This window comes from Nocardia sp. NPDC004604, from assembly GCF_040609795.1.
Lineage (GTDB): Bacteria > Actinomycetota > Actinomycetes > Mycobacteriales > Mycobacteriaceae > Nocardia.
This window is the reverse complement of sequence record NZ_JBEXLC010000184.1, coordinates 1-16543: the sequence shown is the minus strand read 5'-3', so window position 1 is coordinate 16543 and position 16543 is coordinate 1. Positions and strand designations below refer to the sequence as shown.

The 16543-nt window shown below is 65.4% G+C and carries 19 protein-coding genes and 2 pseudogenes; 10 read left to right on the top strand and 11 right to left on the bottom strand.

Annotated elements, in window-relative coordinates:
- The 4 genes from ABZW16_RS38715 to ABZW16_RS38700 all read right to left on the bottom strand — a co-directional run.
- Positions 1-1766, bottom strand: a 1766-nt coding sequence (locus tag ABZW16_RS38715) for an excinuclease ABC subunit UvrA (RefSeq protein WP_354961113.1), incomplete at its 3' end; no start/stop codon positions are given.
- A 265-nt stretch (positions 1767-2031) separates the two neighbouring features.
- A complete protein-coding gene (locus tag ABZW16_RS38710; RefSeq protein WP_354961112.1) occupies positions 2032-2442 on the bottom strand; it encodes a VOC family protein in 411 nt (136 codons plus the stop codon).
- Between the two features lie 5 nt (positions 2443-2447).
- The gene (locus ABZW16_RS38705; protein WP_354961111.1) at positions 2448-2897 is read right to left on the bottom strand and encodes a helix-turn-helix transcriptional regulator; all 450 of its coding nucleotides are present in this window, start codon (positions 2895-2897) and stop codon (positions 2448-2450) included.
- A gap of 81 nt (positions 2898-2978) precedes the next feature.
- Positions 2979-3368 (bottom strand): hypothetical protein, encoded by a 390-nt coding sequence (locus ABZW16_RS38700; RefSeq protein WP_354961110.1) that lies wholly within the window; start codon positions 3366-3368, stop codon positions 2979-2981.
- 149 nt (positions 3369-3517) lie between these two features.
- On the opposite strand from ABZW16_RS38700, the gene ABZW16_RS38695 reads away from it, so the two are divergent.
- Positions 3518-3754, top strand: coding sequence for a hypothetical protein (locus tag ABZW16_RS38695; RefSeq protein ID WP_354961109.1), 237 nt, complete (start codon positions 3518-3520; stop codon positions 3752-3754).
- Here ABZW16_RS38695 and ABZW16_RS38690 read toward each other — a convergent pair.
- The 3 genes from ABZW16_RS38690 to ABZW16_RS38680 all read right to left on the bottom strand — a co-directional run bounded on the left by ABZW16_RS38690 (position 3697) and on the right by ABZW16_RS38680 (position 5625).
- Entirely contained in the window at positions 3697-4527 is an 831-nt protein-coding gene (locus ABZW16_RS38690) for a mycofactocin-coupled SDR family oxidoreductase (RefSeq protein ID WP_354961108.1), read from the bottom strand. The two genes, ABZW16_RS38695 and ABZW16_RS38690, sit on opposite strands and share 58 nt — an antisense overlap.
- Positions 4528-4615: 88 nt before the next feature.
- Complete coding sequence (locus ABZW16_RS38685) at positions 4616-5029, bottom strand: TIGR03668 family PPOX class F420-dependent oxidoreductase (protein WP_354961107.1); 414 nt, start codon at positions 5027-5029, stop codon at positions 4616-4618.
- Positions 5020-5625: a TetR/AcrR family transcriptional regulator gene (locus ABZW16_RS38680; RefSeq protein ID WP_354961106.1), complete on the bottom strand. Its 606-nt coding sequence runs from the start codon at positions 5623-5625 to the stop codon at positions 5020-5022. Before ABZW16_RS38680 ends, ABZW16_RS38685 begins: the two co-directional genes overlap by 10 nt.
- Before the next feature lie 219 nt (positions 5626-5844).
- On the opposite strand from ABZW16_RS38680, the gene ABZW16_RS38675 reads away from it, so the two are divergent.
- Together ABZW16_RS38675 and ABZW16_RS38670 are read left to right on the top strand one after the other, a co-directional pair.
- Entirely contained in the window at positions 5845-6504 is a 660-nt protein-coding gene (locus ABZW16_RS38675; RefSeq protein WP_354961105.1) for an RraA family protein, read from the top strand.
- Between the two features lie 21 nt (positions 6505-6525).
- Positions 6526-6819 carry a chorismate mutase gene (locus ABZW16_RS38670; RefSeq protein WP_354961104.1) on the top strand — a complete coding sequence of 98 codons (294 nt, stop codon included), beginning with the start codon at positions 6526-6528 and terminating at the stop codon, positions 6817-6819.
- Positions 6820-6873: 54 nt separating this feature from the next.
- Here ABZW16_RS38670 and ABZW16_RS38665 read toward each other — a convergent pair whose 3' ends face one another.
- A complete protein-coding gene (locus tag ABZW16_RS38665) occupies positions 6874-7389 on the bottom strand; it encodes a DUF1992 domain-containing protein (protein ID WP_354961103.1) in 516 nt (171 codons plus the stop codon).
- A 250-nt stretch (positions 7390-7639) separates the two neighbouring features.
- On the opposite strand from ABZW16_RS38665, the gene ABZW16_RS38660 reads away from it, so the two are divergent.
- The 5 genes from ABZW16_RS38660 to murQ all read left to right on the top strand — a co-directional run bounded on the left by ABZW16_RS38660 (position 7640) and on the right by murQ (position 13092).
- The gene (locus tag ABZW16_RS38660; RefSeq protein WP_354961102.1) at positions 7640-8554 is read left to right on the top strand and encodes a BadF/BadG/BcrA/BcrD ATPase family protein; all 915 of its coding nucleotides are present in this window, start codon (positions 7640-7642) and stop codon (positions 8552-8554) included.
- A 73-nt stretch (positions 8555-8627) separates the two neighbouring features.
- Positions 8628-10157 (top strand): sodium:solute symporter, encoded by a 1530-nt coding sequence (locus ABZW16_RS38655; protein WP_354961101.1) that lies wholly within the window; start codon positions 8628-8630, stop codon positions 10155-10157.
- On the top strand, positions 10157-11326 hold the full coding sequence (locus tag ABZW16_RS38650; protein WP_354961100.1) for an anhydro-N-acetylmuramic acid kinase: 1170 nt from the start codon (positions 10157-10159) through the stop codon (positions 11324-11326). The genes ABZW16_RS38655 and ABZW16_RS38650 overlap by 1 nt, the downstream gene beginning before the upstream one ends.
- Positions 11313-12176, top strand: coding sequence for a MurR/RpiR family transcriptional regulator (locus tag ABZW16_RS38645; RefSeq protein WP_354961099.1), 864 nt, complete (start codon positions 11313-11315; stop codon positions 12174-12176). The genes ABZW16_RS38650 and ABZW16_RS38645 overlap by 14 nt, the downstream gene beginning before the upstream one ends.
- Positions 12177-12198: 22 nt before the next feature.
- Positions 12199-13092, top strand: coding sequence for an N-acetylmuramic acid 6-phosphate etherase (gene murQ, locus ABZW16_RS38640; RefSeq protein ID WP_354961098.1), 894 nt, complete (start codon positions 12199-12201; stop codon positions 13090-13092).
- Positions 13093-13118: 26 nt separating this feature from the next.
- Here the strand turns inward: murQ and ABZW16_RS38635 are convergent, their stop codons facing one another.
- Complete coding sequence (locus ABZW16_RS38635; RefSeq protein ID WP_354961097.1) at positions 13119-13778, bottom strand: NAD(P)-binding domain-containing protein; 660 nt, start codon at positions 13776-13778, stop codon at positions 13119-13121.
- A 129-nt stretch (positions 13779-13907) separates the two neighbouring features.
- On the opposite strand from ABZW16_RS38635, the gene ABZW16_RS38630 reads away from it, so the two are divergent.
- On the top strand, positions 13908-14345 hold the full coding sequence (locus ABZW16_RS38630; RefSeq protein ID WP_354961096.1) for a nuclear transport factor 2 family protein: 438 nt from the start codon (positions 13908-13910) through the stop codon (positions 14343-14345).
- Between the two features lie 268 nt (positions 14346-14613).
- On the opposite strand, the pseudogene ABZW16_RS38625 reads toward ABZW16_RS38630, so the two are convergent.
- Positions 14614-15381 (bottom strand): annotated as a pseudogene (locus ABZW16_RS38625) (trans-aconitate 2-methyltransferase).
- A gap of 155 nt (positions 15382-15536) precedes the next feature.
- On the opposite strand from ABZW16_RS38625, the gene ABZW16_RS38620 reads away from it, so the two are divergent.
- On the top strand, positions 15537-15947 hold the full coding sequence (locus ABZW16_RS38620) for a nitroreductase family deazaflavin-dependent oxidoreductase (protein WP_354961095.1): 411 nt from the start codon (positions 15537-15539) through the stop codon (positions 15945-15947).
- A gap of 75 nt (positions 15948-16022) precedes the next feature.
- Here the strand turns inward: ABZW16_RS38620 and ABZW16_RS38615 are convergent.
- Positions 16023-16543 (bottom strand): annotated as a pseudogene (locus ABZW16_RS38615) (FAD-dependent oxidoreductase); the annotation flags it as partial.

Here is a 16543-nt window from a genome sequence, read left to right as displayed (position 1 = left end):
CCCTCGGAGTTTGCGCTGAACAGCGCTGGCTTCACGCCATTGGCCTTCGCGAACGCCTTGCGGATCGGTTCGAGCAGTCCGGTGTAGGTCGCCGGGTTGCTCCGCCGCGAGCCGCGGATCGCGCCCTGGTCGACCGACACCACACCCTCGCCTGCGGGGATCGAACCGTGCACGAGTGAACTCTTGCCGGAGCCCGCGACGCCGGTGATGACGGTGAGCACTCCGAGCGGGATGTCGACATCGACATTGCGCAGGTTGTTCGTCGTTGCACCGCGAATCTGCAACGTGCCGTTGGGCTTTCGCACCGTCTCCTTGAGTGCGGCCCGGTCGTCGAAATGGCGGCCGGTGATGGTGCCGCTGGTCCGCAAACCCTCGACGGTGCCCTCGAAACAGACTGTGCCGCCGCCCGCACCGGCCCCGGGCCCGAGGTCGACAACGTGGTCGGCGATGGCGATCGTCTCCGGTTTGTGCTCCACGACGAGCACCGTGTTGCCCTTATCCCGCAGCCGCAGCAGCAAGTCGTTCATGCGCTGGATGTCATGGGGGTGCAGGCCGATGGTCGGCTCGTCGAAGACATAGGTGACGTCGGTGAGTGCGGAGCCGAGATGGCGAATCATCTTGACGCGCTGTGCCTCACCGCCCGATAGCGTGCCCGACGGCCGGTTGAGCGAGAGGTAGCCCAGCCCGATCTCCACGAATGAGTCGAGGGTGTGCCGCAGCGCGGCGAGCAGCGGCGCCACCGACGGCTCCTTCAGGCCGCTGACCCATTCGGCGAGGTCGCTGATCTGCATCGCGCAGGCATCAGCGATGCTCTTGCCCTTGATCTTCGATGACCGAGCTTGGTCGCTGAGCCGGGTGCCGTCGCACTCCGGACAGATGGTGAAGGTGATCGCCCGGTCCACGAAGGCGCGGATATGCGGCTGCAGCGCGTCGACATCCTTGGACAGCATCGACTTGCGGATCCGCGGGATCAGGCCCTCATAGGTCAGGTTGATGCCCTCGACCTTGATCTTGGTCGGCTCCTTGTAGAGCAGGTCGTTGAGCTCTCGCTTGGTGAACTTCTTGATCGGCTTATCCGGGTCGAAGAAGCCGCAGCCGGTGAAAATCCGGCCGAACCAGCCGTCCATGCTGTAGCCGGGGATCGTCAGTGCACCCTCGTTGAGCGACTTGGAGTCGTCGTAGAGCTGGGTCAGATCGATGTCGTTGACCGAACCCCTGCCCTCGCAGCGCGGGCACATGCCGCCGGTAATGCTGAAGCTGCGGCGCTCGCGTACCGTCTGCCCGGAGCGCTCCACCGTGACCGCACCCGCGCCACTGATCGAGGCGACGTTGAACGAGAACGCCTGCGGGGAGCCGATGTGCGGCTTCCCGAGTCGGCTGAACAGGATGCGCAACATCGCATTGGCGTCGGTGGCGGTGCCGACGGTGGAACGCGGATCGGCACCCATTCGCTGCTGGTCGACGATGATTGCGGTCGTCAGCCCTTCGAGTACGTCGACCTCCGGCCGCGCCAGCGTCGGCATGAAACCCTGTACAAAGCTGCTGTAGGTCTCGTTGATCAGCCGCTGGGACTCCGCGGCGACCGTATCGAATACCAGCGAACTCTTGCCCGAACCGGAGATGCCGGTGAATACCGTCAACCGGCGCTTGGGGATCTCGATGCTGATGTCCTTGAGGTTGTTCACGCGAGCGCCGACCACGCGGATGAGATCGTGGCTGTCGGCAACCCGGGGTGCGGGCGATTGCGTGTCCGTCTTCTTGGCCATGCTGATCGTGTCTCCATCTGTTACGCGGGCCGCCTGCGTGGGCTCCTGCGGAGTCGCCCGGCTCGATCTAACCAGCTTCGAGCAGGGCGTTCGGTCGTTCTTTCGTCGGCGCGGGGCGTGGCAGTTGTTTGCTGTGCCGGTGGCGGGCGGTGCCCGCCACCGGCATTGTCCCGGTCCGTTCGCCCAGCCGTCCGCGCAGGTCAGGGCGGTGATTGCCGGGCTGCTCGGCAGGTTGCCGACAGGCCCGATGCAGCTGCCGGATAGCTCAGCGCAGTTGCTTGATGCGGACCATATTGCCCGCGGGGTCGCGGAAGGCGCAGTCGCGGATGCCGTACGGCTGCTCGGTCGGCTCCTGAACGACCTCGGCGCTATCGCTGGCCTGCAGCTTCTCGAAAACGCCGTCGAGGTCATCGGTGGCCAGGTTGATGCTGGCGTAGGTGCCCTTGGCCATCATCTCGGTAATGGTGCGGCGCTCGTCGTCGGTGATACCGGGGTCGGCGGCGGGCGGATGCAGGACGATGGACGTGGGCTGGCCGACGGGGCCGACCGTGATCCAGCGCATCCCGTTGTATCCGACGTCGTCGCGGACCTCGAAGCCGAGAGTGTCGCGATAGAAGGCCAGGGCGGCGTCCGGGTCGTCCTGTGGGAGGTAGGCCTGGTGAATGGTGATGTTCATGGCGATCACGCTAGTTGCGATGCATTAACCTGCGCTTCTCGATTCCTGATCGGTCTGGTCACCTGTTTCGCCACGCAGGACGGCATCCCCTCCGTCGCGCGGGCCTGCTGCTCTCGATAGACGCTCGGCGGCACGCCGACCAATTCGGTGAAGCGAGTGCTGAAGGTTCCCAGCGACGAGCAGCCCACCGCGAAACAGACCTCGGTGACACTCAGGTCGCCACGACGCAACAGCGCCATCGCCCGCTCGATGCGCCGTGTCATCAGATAGGCGTACGGCGGCTCGCCATAGGCGAGCCGGAACTGGCGGCTGAGGTGCCCGGCCGACATATGCGCGTCGCGCGCGAGCGCCTCGACGTCCAGCGGCTGCGCGTACTCCCGGTCGATTCGGTCGCGGACGCGACGCAGCCGCGCGAGATCGCGTAGGTGATCTTCCGTTGCGGGTCTGCTGGTCACCTACCAGATCGTGCCATATCGAAAGTCCGGCGGTCGAGCGCTGGCCGTCACGTACTCAACTGGCAGAGACATGGGAAATCGCTAGAAACCGCACGCGGTGTCGACGGCGGAAATGGCGCCGGTGAACGCCGGATCATTGATCACGCTCTGCCGATCCGAGTCCGCCACCGCCGCCAGCCGATTCAACTGCGCCACCGCGCCGCCGACCGCGGTCCGCACCCGGCCTTCGTCGGCATTGGCCTCGGCAGCGGCGAACTTCGTGGTGAGCTCGGCCCACGCCCGCTTCGTCTCCGCCAGGCCGCCGCCGTTGGAGGTGTCGATCGCATTGGTCTTGGCGCTGAAATCATCGGCCGCTGTACTCAGCACGGCGCACGTGTCACCGTCGCCAACCGCGTTCGCGGACCCAGCCACCGCGACGCCACCGCCGATCACGCCGATCACCGCCGCCATCGTGAGAACTGCGCCGCGCATGCGATCACTGCCTTCCGTCTTCTGTTGTGGGCCAGCACTTTGTACCAGCGTGCCCACACTTGCGGCAACTCCGAGTGTTCAAGCGGCACAGCTGTGCTCATGGCTCGCTCGATCGGGTGCTTGGTGGGGTTTCGGGCAGGAGCACCCCGATGAGTACTTCGGCGGATTCGGTGGCGGTGCGGCGGCCACAGCGTTTCTCGCGCCGCTATTCGACCTCGCCCGCCTGGCGCATCGCGAATGTGGTTGCGGCGCTGGTAGCCGTCGGGGTGCTTGTCGTCGCCGCACCTTTCGTCCTGGCAATCCTGAGCGTCGTCGGTTTCTGGACGACTCAGGTGGTGCCCGCGCTCATACCGCCGGAGATGGTGATGGCTTCGCCGTTGAAGTGACGGCCGTGTTCGCCGACCAGGAGCAGGATCATTTCGGAAACCTCCTGCGGCACAATCAGATCGCCGTTGGGAGGTGCGGCGGCGAACATGGCCTCCACGTCCTCGAGGGTGGGATTCTCGATATCCGGCACCATGGCGGAGTACATCGCCGGGTTCATGATCATATCGGTGCGCACACCGGCCGGTAGCACCGCGTTGACGGTAATGCCGTGCGGAACCAGTTCGTGCGCAAGCGATTTCACCAAACCGATCACGCCCCATTTCGCGGCCGCATAGTGCCCGGAATTCGCCGCACCCATGCGGCCGACAATGGACGAGGTGGCAACGATTCGGCCGGAGCGGCGCTCGATCATATGCGGCACCACGGCACGAAAGCTGTGGAAGACTCCGGTCAGGTTGACATCGATCATGTCCTGCCACATCTGCTCGTCCATCTCGGCGATGGGCGCACCCGAGGCGATACCCGCATTGGCGAGCAGGATATCGATCCGGCCGAATTCGGCGATGGCGTGTTCGGTGACCGCGTCCATCTCGGATCGGCTGCGCACGTCGGCTTTGACCGCCACACAACGCCGTCCGGTCTCCTCGACCAGCTTGACGGTCTCGGCGAGATCGTCCTCGGAGCCCAGCGGATATGGCACGCTGCCGATCGGCTCGGCGATATCGCAGAGCACGATATCGGCGCCCTCGGCGGCCAAAGTGACCGCATGCGAACGCCCTTGACCGCGTGCGCCGCCGGTGATCAGCGCGACTTTGTCGTCCAGCTTTCCCATTTGCGTCCCCTCTCGACTCGGCAGTCCCATCGTTACACGATCGCCCAACGCGTAGTGCCGTGATCGGCCGTTAACCCAGCACCTCGTGTCAGCTTGCGGACCATCCCGACCAGCGGACGACATCGATGGCGATGACCGGTCCGGGCGGCGGCTGGGTCAGATACACCGGATAGCGTGCGGTGAGCAACTGTTGGGCCAGTAGGGCTTCGGAGTCGTCGGCGATGCGGGCGATGCCGTCCGCGCGGGTCCACCACAGTTGCGTCCAATCGTCGCTGTAGTGATCGGCGAGAACGGCAACCGACGGGTTCGCGGCGATATTCGCCAAGCGACGTAGCGCGGTGGTCGTCTTGGGCTTCGCATCGACCGCGGTGTAGATGATGTCGTCGGCGACCGCGAAGACGATCGGCACGAGGTGCGGATGCAGGTCCGCTGACACGGTGGCGAGCCGGGCTACCGGTTCTGCTATGAACCGCTCCCGCGCCACCTTCGCGGTCAGTCGCATCGCACCCGTCCTGCCTGCCGGGCGGCCAGAAAGTCATCGACGATGCGAGTGCAATCGGCGCGATCGTCGCGTTCCAGGCCCGCGAGTTTCGCGAGGAGTATCGGGCCGACGAGCTGCAGCAGCGCGAGTTCGGTGTCGTAGTCGGCGAATTGTGCTGCGGTTTCCGAATTTCCGAGTACCTCTTCGAATGGGGCGCGGTGCTGCTCGATGAATCGATGACGCAGAACGGCCAGCGCGGAGCCCTGATCCGCCACCTCGGGGCTCAGCGCAAGCCAGGCCAAGGTGGTGAGTTGTAGCGGTGCCTCATTGATGAGTCTGGCCTGGTGGTAAAGCAATTCGACGAGCCGGGTACGCAGCGGTCCGATAGTCGGCGCCCCGGCTGGCGGCGGCAGCAGTCGGTCGAAGGTCGCGGCGAGCAACTGGGTGCTGCTGTCGAAGTGGCGATAGAGGGTGGTGCGGGCAACCTTCGAGGTGCGGACCACCGCATCGATGGTGACCGCTTCGATACCGCCGGACAGCAGCAGTTCGGCCGCCGCGTCCAGTAATCGGTTGCGGGACCGTATCTTTCGCGGATCTTCGGAATCCTGCTCGGCCATGTCCTACGAAGTCTATCGCAACCGTCGAGCGATATGCTACTGCTAGTAGCGTAGCGATACCGATAGTATTGTTTTGCGTGGTGAGAGTGCATGGTTCTCTTCGGCGCGGTTCCGATTGCGATCTGGTCGCCGGGTCGTAAGCGTCGCTGACCTCGATCGGCGGGCGGACCGTACGATGCCAGCTGATCCCGCCATTCGAGTCTCGAAAGGGCGTCACCGATGCCGACCGACCAGCTCGTGACCAAATTCCGCGCCGTCGATACCACGGCCATCTGCGACGCCGATAAGTCGACGCGGGTGCTGGACAGCGCGATTCGACCGCGATCCGCCGAGCCGCGCATCTTCGGCCCCGCCTTCACCGTCCGCTGTCGCGGTGACTTCCTCGCTGTCCTGCGGGCCGTCGAGACGGCCGCACCCGGCGATGTCCTGGTGGTCGATGGCGGCGGGGCCGATATTGCCTTCGCCGGAGAGTTGTTCGCCCGCGGCGCGCTCGTGCGCGGCCTCGGCGGCATCATCGTCGACGGCGGGTACCGCGATATCGCCTATGTGCGCGACTGCGCGCTGCCGGTGTACAGCCGATTCGTTACGCCGATGGCGGGCAGCACTTCTCAACTCGGCCAGCTGCAGATCCCGGTGCGCTGCGGCGGTGTCGAGGTGGCTCCCGGTGATCTGATTCTGGCCGATGCGGAAGGAGTCATTGTTGTCGATCCCGAACGGATCGAGGCATTGCTCGACGCGGCGGCTGCGGTCAAGGGAGCCGAGGCCGAACTTATCGCGCTGCTGGACGCCGGGTCGACGCTCAGCGACGGCCTGAACGTCGCCGAACACACCGCCGCACTCGAACGCGGCGAACCCTCGGCACTGCGGTTTCTGGTCTGACGGCCCGTAGGATGGGCGGCTGTGTCCGCACCCGAATCGCTCGCCGAGGTCCGTGCCCGCATCGATGCCGTTGACGCGGAGCTGATCCGTTTCCTGGCACACCGCCAGAACCTGGTGCGTACGGCGGCGGCGTTCAAGACCGATGAACATGCCGTCCGCGCGCCGGATCGGGTGGCGCAGGTGGTGGCGCTGGCCCGCGAGCGTGCGACGGAGGCGGGTTTGGCCCCCGCCGTCGCGGAGTCGGTCTGGCGGGCCATGATCGATGCCTTCATCGAACTCGAACTCACCGAGCAGGCCGCGCTGCGACAGAGCTGATCTCGACATTCGGTCGTCGCGGTAGATCGCGCTGTACAAACGTTGGCACGGGTATCAGGCCTGTCGGGTCGAGCGGCGGCGCGTAATCCGTTGCCACCAAGTGGGTTCGGCTGCTGAAGACGCGGAATGAGGGCTCGGTGTAGTCGTTTTCGGCTGCTTACTTCGGGGCGCGGCAGTTCGGTCACTGCGCCACTGCGCGACAACCTCTTCGGTATTCACCGGTCCGACCCGGACATATGGTCCGTGCGGCATCCGAAGCCAGTCCACGATGCGCTGGTTCAGCTCCGATATCGTTTCGCGAACCTCGCGCTCGGAAGCCATATTCCGCACCAATTCCGGGAGTTCCTCGATATCGCGCCGGAGTATCAGGGATGGGGGCAGCAGGCCGTCCGCACGCACTCCTTCGCCACGCAGGTAGCCCTTCAGCCACCAGTTCTCGTCATCGACGGAGCTCGGAATCGGTTTGCCCGCGCCGCGGAGGTTCTCGAATTCGCCGCGTTCGGTGGCCTCGCGGATCTGTTTGTCGATCCACGATTCAAAGGTGACACCGAGGGGTTTGCGCTCGGTCATGGCGATAGCTTCGACGGAACGTCCACATATCCAGTCTACGGACGTCCGGCCGCGCCAAGGATCGCTGGTTGGGCAGCGACTATTTCTCCAAATCCTCGAAATCGAAGAGACCGTTCCAGCTGAGTTCGACGTTCTCGACCGGCACGGAACGCCTTGTGGTCGCGTTGTGTGGTCGAGCACCCGGATATCGGCTGGATCCTCGATCGGCGGGCAATCGGCCGTCGTGGGTCTGCTGGTAAGCATGTTTCTCATGACCAGCCATATCCTCGCGATCGATCTCGGCAAGACCGGCTGTCGCGGTTCGCTGCGTGTCGATGGCAGCCAGACGGGTTATGCCGAAGCGCCGGGCGCGCCGGGACTCGCCCACGCCGCGGGCATCGCCGAGGCGGAACGAGCGATTCGCGCGGTCATCGACCAGATATCGCCGAAACCGGCCACTTTCACGCTTTCGGTCGGCGCTGCCGGTGCCGCATCGGCCCCGGATGCGGCCGCCCTCCTGGCCCGGCGACTTGCCGAGTTCGCTGACGCGGTGGCGATCACCTCCGATGCCGTTACCGCGCACGCCGGGGCGCTCGGCGGATCGCCCGGTGTGGTGCTGGCGATCGGAACCGGAGCCGTCGCGACAGCGGTCGACGCGATGGGCCGGTTCACCAGGGTCGACGGCTGGGGGCCGCAACTCGGTGACGAGGGCAGCGGCGGCTGGATCGGCATGGAAGGTCTGCGCGCCGCATTGCGCGCCCACGATGGCAGGGGGCCGCAGACCGTCCTGGCCGAGAAGGTCGGCGACCATTACGGCATCGACCTGGACGCGTTGCCGAAATACCTTGGTGAACACCATAATCCGGCCTTGGCTGCCGCCAGCTTCGCGCCCGTCGTCGCAGCCGCCATGGACGACACCGCGGCGGCGATCATGGCGACCGCTGCCCGCGCACTCGGCCGCACTGTGCGCGCCGCCATCGAACGATCCGGCATGCGTCCGCCGGTCCCCTACGCGATCACCGGCGGACTCATCAAACTCGGTGCACCACTGCTGGACCCGCTCGACCAGCAGATAGCCGACGCGATCGAGCGCCGCGACCCGCTCGGTGATCCGATCGACGGCGCGGCCCTGCTCGCCCTCGACCGGACGACTGCGCTCGAAGCCCTGGTCACCCGAATTCTCTGACAATCATTGACAGACTACATGTGACCACTGACACTTATTTTCATTCCGTCCACCGCGTCACCGGGGAGCTGCGTTGAACGCACTCAATCTCGCAGTCATCGTCATCTATCTCGTCGCTGTCGCGTGGATCGGCCTGCGGCTGTCCGGTAAACAGAAGTCCAGCAGCGACTATTTCGTCGGCGAGGGCCGAATGCCGTGGTGGACAGTGTGCTTCTCGGTGGTGGCCACCGAAACCAGTGTGCTCACCGTCATCTCGATTCCCGGCGGCGCGTACACCGATCAGGCTTTCGGAAATGTCGAGCTCGCCATCGGTTACATCATCGGGCGCACAATCGTGGCGATCGTGCTGATCCCGCTGTACAAGCGCGGCGGGTTCGTCAGCGCCTATCAATACCTCGAGCTGCGCTTCGGCCGCTATCTGCAGGGTGTGGCATCGGTGACCTTCGTGTTCACCCGGCTGCTCGCCGAGGGCGTGCGACTGTTCGCCTCCGCCATACCGATCAAGTTGCTGCTCAGCGAGTTCGGGCTCGACTTCGGCTACGACGCGATCATTATCGCGCTGACGCTGCTCACCGTCATATACACCTACCTGGGCGGCATCAAGGCGGTGATCTGGACCGATGCGCTGCAGATGGGCCTATACCTCACCGGTGCGCTGGTCGCGATCGGCGTGCTCACCGGTCACGTCGGGGCCTCGGGCTGGTCGGATGCATTGCACGCGGGCAAGTTCCGCATCTTCGATACCGATTTCGGTGTCGCACACATACTGACCAGCACCTTCGCGCTCCCGACAGCGATAATCGGCGGGGCGATCTTCGCGATGGCCTCACACGGTTCCGATCAGCTGATCGTGCAACGCATCCTGGCGACGCGGTCGCTGCGCGACAGTCAGAAGGCGATAATCGGTTCGGGCATCTTCGTTGCCATCCAGTTCGCCGCATTCTCCCTGGTCGGTGTGCTGCTGTGGTCCTACAACGGCGGAAAGACGGCCAAGGAACTCGGGCTGGCCAGCGCGGACAGCCTGTACCCCAATTTCATTCTGCACGGTCTGCCGGTGGTGGTCTCCGGGTTGCTCGTCGCCGGAATCCTCGGCGCGGCAATGGGTTCGCTGTCCTCGGCACTGAATTCGATGGCGAATTCGACGGTCGCCGATATTGTTCGCAGCTTTTCACGCCGGACGCTCGCCGATGACACGCTGCTGCGACTCGCTCGGGTGATGACGCTGGTGTGGGCGGTGCTGATGGCATTGTTCGCGATGGGTTTCAGCGCGACGACCGGCAATGTGTATCTGACGGCACTTACCATCGCCGGATACACCTACGGTGCGCTGCTCGGCGCATTCCTGCTCGGGCGGCTGGTGGCGCGCGCCAATCAGTTCGACGCGATCGTGGCGTTCATCGCCACGGTGATCGTGATGACGTTCGTGGTGCGAGTCGTCAAGATCGATGTCACGGTTGCGGGTAAGGTGGTCGAAAAGGGTATCGCGGCGCAGTGGTTGGTGCCGATCGGTGTGCTCGTGACCCTGGTGGTCGGGGCGATCGCGAGTCTTTTCCATCCCGCGTCCACGCCGCAAGAGCCGGAACCTGTTGCGGCGGTGGCATAGTGCGCGTCATCGGGTTGATGTCGGGGACGTCGCACGATGCGATCGATGCCGTCGGCGCGGATATCGTCCTGCGGGCCGAGACCCTGCACGTCGAACTCATCGGACAGCTCAGCCGGCCGTATCCCGGCTCGTTGCGATCGGAACTCATCGCCGCCTTGCCGCCGGGTTCGGTCGATATGGCGACCGTGTGCCGATTGGATACCGCGATCGGCCGGGCCTTCGCCGATGCGGCCGCCGCTGCGATGGACGAATTCTTCGGCGGCAGTGCCGATCTCATCGCATCGCACGGTCAGACCGTTTACCACTGGGTGTCCGATGGCGCGACCCGTGGCACCATGCAGCTCGGTCAGCCCGCTTGGATCGCCGAACGCACCGGAGTTCCGGTTGTCAGCGACTTTCGCGCGCGCGATATCGCCGCGGGCGGGCAGGGCGCGCCGCTCGTCGGGCTCTTCGATGTGCTGTGGCTGGCCGGGCGCCCCGGGCGTGCGGCGGCACTGAATATCGGCGGGATCGCCAATGTCACCGTCACCGGTGATCAGCCGGTCGCCTTCGACACCGGACCCGGGAACGCGCTGATCGATGCCGCGGTCGAACGCGGCACCGGCGGTGCCGAGCATTTCGATCGCGATGGTGTGCGCGCCGCGCATGGGAAGGTCGACGCGCGGTTGCTGGAAACCCTTCTCGCGGAACCCTATTACCGCGCACCGGCACCGAAGACAACCGGGAAGGAGCTGTTCAACCACGCCTATCTGGAGCGCGTGTTGGACGGCCGTACCTTATCCACCGACGATATTGTCGCGAGTGTGACCGAGCTGACCGCACGCACCATCGCCGACGCCCTCGCGCCGCTGCGCCCGACCGAAGTCATCGTCTCGGGCGGCGGAACGCGCAATCCCACCTTGATGGCGCTGCTCGGCGCGCACTTGGACGACGCGAAACTGTGCACCTCCGACGAACTCGGACTCCCCTCGGCCGCGAAGGAGGCCACCGCATTCGCCGTGCTCGGCTTCCTTACCGCACACGGCCTCGCGGGCAGCCATCCCGCCTGTACCGGAGCCAGACGCGCCGCCATACTCGGGTCGATCACCCCGGGAGCGGCCGGGTTCGCGCTGCCCGCCGCCCCCACCACCGTGCCCCGACGACTCAGGGTGAACCATGTCCGAGGGTGATGACGTACGAACTCGCCTGCTGGCGGCGCTGCCGCGGCTCACGCCGACCGCGCTGCGCGTCGCGCAGGTGATCCGGCACGATCCGGGTGCTGCCGCTCAGCTGACGGTGAGCCAACTCGCCGAGCGGTCGGGGACCAGCACGTCGGCGGTGGTGCGGCTGGCCAAAACGTTGGGCTACGAGGGTTATCCGCAGCTGCGACTCGCCTTGGCCGCGGTCGGTGGCGATGAGGGATCGCCGGTCTTCGCCACCGATATCGATGCCGATGACGAACTGTCGAAGGTGCTGCACAAACTCACCGCCTTCGAAACCGAGGGCATGGTCGCGACCGCGGAGCTCGCCGATCCGGCGACGATGGAGTCCGTCGTCGATGCACTGGTGGGTGCGCGCCGCGTGCTGCTCGTCGGCATCGGCGCCTCCGGACTCGTTGCGATGGATATGGCACAGAAGCTGACCCGCATCGGAATGTGGTGCGCCGCATGCACATCCGAAGACGATGCGCTGGTACAGGCCAGCCTGCTGGAGGCGGGCGATGTGAGCGTCGCATTCTCGCATTCGGGCGAAACCGCCGCGGTCGTCGAAGCGGTGCGCCGAGCCGCCGAAGCGGGGGTGACCACCGTCGCAGTGACGGCCGGAACGCATTCCGGACTCGCGAATTCCGCCGGGCACACGGTGCTGGTTGCCGGGCGCGAAGACGGATTCCGTTCCGCGGCAATGGCCAGCCGCATGAGCCAGCTGCTGATCGTCGACGCACTGTACGTCGGAGTCCTACAACGCACACCGTCCGCCGCCAAAGCCCTGCGTCGCACCTACGAGGCGGTGGCCGATCGCCGAACCAAGGAGGCCGAATGAATTTCGTGACATCGGTGGCACGGTGACCGAAATCGGTTCGCTGACAACGGAAACGGTCAATCCGCGCACCACCACACTGGACTCGATGTCGATCGACGAGTTGTTGCGCACCATGAACGCCGAGGACGCCGGTGTGGCTTCGGCGGTGGCGCAGGCGCTTGCGGAGATCGCACGGGCGGTCGAGTTGATCGTCGAAGCGCGGCGGCGCGGCGGCCGACTGATCTATGTCGGCGCGGGCACCAGTGGCCGTCTCGGTGTACTCGATGCGGTGGAATGCCCGCCGACCTTCGGCACTGATCCCGGGGAGGTGCTGGGGATCATCGCGGGCGGACCGCAGGCATTCCTGCGCGCGGTCGAGGGCGCCGAGGATGATCCGACCCGCGCCGCTGCCGACCTGTCCGCGATCGAGCTCACCCGCGACGATGTGGTCGTGGCACTGGCCGCGAGCGGACGAACTCCCTACGCCATCGGCGCGTTGCAACAGGCCCGCTCGATCGGCGCCGCGACGGTCGCCATCTCGTGCAACCGCAATGCCGAGGCCAGCGCACACGCCGACGTCGGCATCGAAATCGACACGGGCCCTGAGGTTTTGACCGGTTCAACCCGCCTGAAAGCGGGCACCGCACAGAAGATGGTGTGCAATATGCTCTCCACCGCCGCCATGGTCCAAGCGGGCAAGGTCTACGGCAATCTGATGGTGGACGTAAAGCCGACCAACGCCAAACTCATCGACCGTGCCCGCCGCATCATCGCCGAAGCAACCGAAGCCGATCCCGCTACCGCCGCAGCACTTTTGGACGCAGCCGACGGCCAAGTCAAAACCGCCATCGTCATGCGTCTGGCCGGAGTAGACGCACCAGCGGCACGGCGCCTTCTGCACGACGCGGACGGACGGGTGCGCGACGCCATCGGCTAGATACTGCTCCTACGCCACCGGCAGGCTCACTGATACTCGGGCGTCGGCGGAATCGGCTTGCCGTCCGCCACCGCCGTCACCACAGCATCGGCCTCGGCGGCGCGGTACTCCTCGCCGTATACCGCACCGTCGCGGCGCGGGGCCTCCATAACCGCGGCGGCCGCGGTCGCACCGAGATCCACCGGCACGAACCCGGCGTCGGCAATGAGCCCGGCTACGATCAGCTTGGCTTCCGCGTCGTCACCGCAGAGCCACTGCACCACCCGGTTATCGCCGACTCGGTGGGCGGCCTCGGCCTGGAAGCTCGAGGTCAGCGTGTTGAACGACTTGGTGTAGCGCGCGCCGGCGATCCGCTCGGCATTGAATTGCGCGGCCGTCACACCTTCCGGTGGCTGCGGTGCACCGAACTGATTCGTGGTGTCGATGACGATCTTGCCCGCGAGGGATCCCACCTGCGCCAACGCCTCCGGCAGCACCGGCCACGGCACCGAGATCACCACGACATCGGAGATCGCGACCGTCGCGGCGGGTGCACCGACCGTGACGTCGCGCCCGATGTCGGCGGCCAAGGCCGTGAGCGTGTCCGGATTCCGGCTGAAGGCCAGTTGAATCTGGTGCCCCGCCATGGCCAGTTGGCGGGCGATACCGCCGCCGATCCGGCCCGCACCGATGATGCCTATTCTCATACCACTCCTCGGTAACCGAAATTCTCCCGACGCATTGCTGGAACTGCGCGGGGCCAATCGTTTTCGACGCTACCCTGACTCACAGTTCCGCGGCCCGGCGGAACGCTGTGTCGGCAATTCGGAGGCACCATGTTGTCCCTGCAGGAGATTTCGGACCGTTTGGAGATCGAGGACCTCATGGTCCGGTACTCGCATGCAGTCGACACCCAACAGTGGGATCTGCTCGATGATGTCTTCACTCCGGATGCGCATATCGACTATTCGGCTATGGGCGGCGCGGTGGGGGATCTCGAATCGACGAAGAAATTTCTCGCGACCATCATGCCGAACTTCCTTGCGTTCCAGCATCTGATCAGCAATTCGTCGATCACCGTTGATGGTGACATCGCCACCGGGCGCACGATGTGCCACAACCCGATGCTGGTCTCGACCGGTGCAGGTCAGCAGAGCCTGATGCTGTGTGGGCTCTGGTATCTCGACACCTTCGAACGTATCGATGGCCGGTGGTGGATCAAGCGGCGTGTCGAGGAGAAGAGCTTCATGTTCGTCGCGCCGGGTACTGCCTGAATACGAACCGAGGCTCCCGGATTCGGGAGCCTCGATTTTATTTGGTCAGTCCGGTTGGCATTTGTCGCCGCCGCATGAGCACGTGCCGCCCTCCTGGCAACCGCACCGGCAATCGGGACCGCAGGCACAGGGCGCAACGCTGGGAACCATCGCAGAACCTTTCCAAAGTAGGGATTGCTACCCGAGAACACCACCGAGATATAGCAGGAAAGCATAGTTGCGCGTTATCGGGATACCCTCTGCGCAGACCATAACGGTCGCGATGGCCTCAGCCGGTCTTGTGCGCAACGGCAAAGACCCGCCGGAACGGCAGCCAGGTGGTGCCGTCGGGTTGGCACGGGTAGGCCGCACGCAATAGTGGCGCCAGCTGTGCGATGAACTCCTGCCAGCCCGCGTCGTCGAGTGCATCGCGCACCGGGCGCAAAGCGGTTCCGGCGACCCACTCCAGCACCGGATCTTCCCCCGACAGTCGCTGCAGTTAGGTCGTCTCCCAGGCGTCGACCTCGGCTCCGGCGAGAGTGAGCACGTGCGCGTATCCGCTGGGATCGAGCACATCGCGCGGCTGCAGGATGCCCGCGGGTGCGAGCCGGTCGCGCCATTCGTCGCGCGCCGCGAGTTCCCGAATCGCGCGATGGGAGGGCGCGTCGAAGTTGCCGGGCACCTGCAACGCGAGCCAGGCGCCCGCGGGCAGTGCATTCAGCCATTGCGGCAGCAGGGTCGGATGCGTCGGCACCCACTGCAGCACGGCATTGGTGATCACGACATCGGTATCCGGGGCCGGTCGCCAATCCTCGACCGCGCCGAGCGTCGCATCGATGCCGAGACCGCGTGCCGCGGAGACCATTTCGGGTGAGGAGTCACAGGCCTCGATAGTCGCTCCCGGCCAGCGTTCGGCCAGCGATGCGGTGAGATGTCCCGGACCACAGCCGAGATCGACGACACGGCGTGGATCCTCGGCCCCGATTCGACCCAGCAGATCGAAGAACGGGCGCGAGCGGTGGTTATCGAAGGCCAGATACTTCTTGGGATCCCACATCGGCAGCTCCAGTGTCGACTCAACCAAGCCGTACGTACGTACGTACGTACGTACGTACGGTATTCCTGCGAATGTCCATCTGGCAAGGAGTGTGCTGGAATTCCGAACCCGTTCTCGGAGTTGGTGCGGAAGACACCGTGAACGATGGGAGTGCAGTGAACGATTTCAACGCGCAGGTGATCAATGAGTTCCGCGCGAACGAGGGCAAGGTCGGTGACATGTTCGAAGGTGCCCGGATGGTGCTGATCACGACGACGGGCGCCAAGTCCGGCCGCCAGGTCATCAGCCCGCTGGTCTACCTCCCGGACGGCGAGCGCATCGTGCTCATCGCCTCGAATGGCGGCGCGGACAAGCATCCGGCCTGGTACCACAATCTGCGTGCGAATCCGGAGTTCACCGTGGAGATCGGCACCGAGAGCTACCCGGCGAAGGCCGAGGTGGTGACCGGTACCGAACGCGACGAACTGTATGCGCGAATGGTCGAGATCATGCCGGGTTTCGGCGAGTACCAGGCCAAGACGTCCCGGGTGATTCCGGTCGTCGCGGTGTATCGCCAGCAGGCCTGACTCGGTTGAGCCGCGGTCACGTGGGGCCGCGGCTCAACCGTGCCGATCTCGATGTGGCACCACGTATCCGGCTGATCAGGATTTGTCGCCGAACCACCGGCTCAGCGCCTCGAGCAGCCCGGCGTGCACGCCGGAGTCCGCGGCCCAGGCCACATAGCCGTCCGGGCGGATCAATAGCGCGGAAAGCTCCCGTGGTGCAACTAGTTTCGCCGTGACGATGCGTACCGCATCGGACCACGGTGCGGCGATCGCCCGAAGTTCCTGGGAATCGGTGAGGTCCAACAGGATCGCGCGCCCGTCGGTGCAGTGCGCGCCGAGCCGACTGCCGTCGGAGAGTTCGATATCCGGTGTGACCGCGCCGATCAGGTCGTGTCCGGTGCCGAGGTCGTAGCGGTGCAGTACACCGGAGATCTTCTTGAAGATGGCGGTCGCGCCGTCGCGGGTCGCGAGCAGATCGGTCATCACACCGCGTAATGCCCTGCTGCGCTGGTCGAGTCGCATCAGCGGGATCTGCGCGCGGGTCCACTCCAGCACCCACGCGCCGACCGGATGCCGTTCGGTGTTGTAGGTATCGAGCAGGGTCTCGTTCGCATCGC

Excerpts from the sequence above, each read along its gene's own strand:
- ABZW16_RS38680 (WP_354961106.1), bottom strand. The coding sequence starts at position 5,625 with ATGGCCGAGCAGGATTCCGAAGATCCGCGAAAGATACGGTCCCGCAAC.
- ABZW16_RS38645 (WP_354961099.1), top strand. The coding sequence starts at position 11,313 with ATGTCCGAGGGTGATGACGTACGAACTCGCCTGCTGGCGGCGCTGCCG.
- ABZW16_RS38665 (WP_354961103.1), bottom strand. The coding sequence starts at position 7,389 with ATGACCGAGCGCAAACCCCTCGGTGTCACCTTTGAATCGTGGATCGAC.
- ABZW16_RS38695 (WP_354961109.1), top strand. The coding sequence starts at position 3,518 with ATGAGTACTTCGGCGGATTCGGTGGCGGTGCGGCGGCCACAGCGTTTC.
- ABZW16_RS38660 (WP_354961102.1), top strand. The coding sequence starts at position 7,640 with ATGACCAGCCATATCCTCGCGATCGATCTCGGCAAGACCGGCTGTCGC.
- ABZW16_RS38710 (WP_354961112.1), bottom strand. The coding sequence starts at position 2,442 with ATGAACATCACCATTCACCAGGCCTACCTCCCACAGGACGACCCGGAC.
- ABZW16_RS38635 (WP_354961097.1), bottom strand. The coding sequence starts at position 13,778 with ATGAGAATAGGCATCATCGGTGCGGGCCGGATCGGCGGCGGTATCGCC.
- ABZW16_RS38690 (WP_354961108.1), bottom strand. The coding sequence starts at position 4,527 with ATGGGAAAGCTGGACGACAAAGTCGCGCTGATCACCGGCGGCGCACGC.
- ABZW16_RS38685 (WP_354961107.1), bottom strand. The coding sequence starts at position 5,029 with ATGCGACTGACCGCGAAGGTGGCGCGGGAGCGGTTCATAGCAGAACCG.
- ABZW16_RS38700 (WP_354961110.1), bottom strand. The coding sequence starts at position 3,368 with ATGCGCGGCGCAGTTCTCACGATGGCGGCGGTGATCGGCGTGATCGGC.
- ABZW16_RS38675 (WP_354961105.1), top strand. The coding sequence starts at position 5,845 with ATGCCGACCGACCAGCTCGTGACCAAATTCCGCGCCGTCGATACCACG.
- ABZW16_RS38630 (WP_354961096.1), top strand. The coding sequence starts at position 13,908 with ATGTTGTCCCTGCAGGAGATTTCGGACCGTTTGGAGATCGAGGACCTC.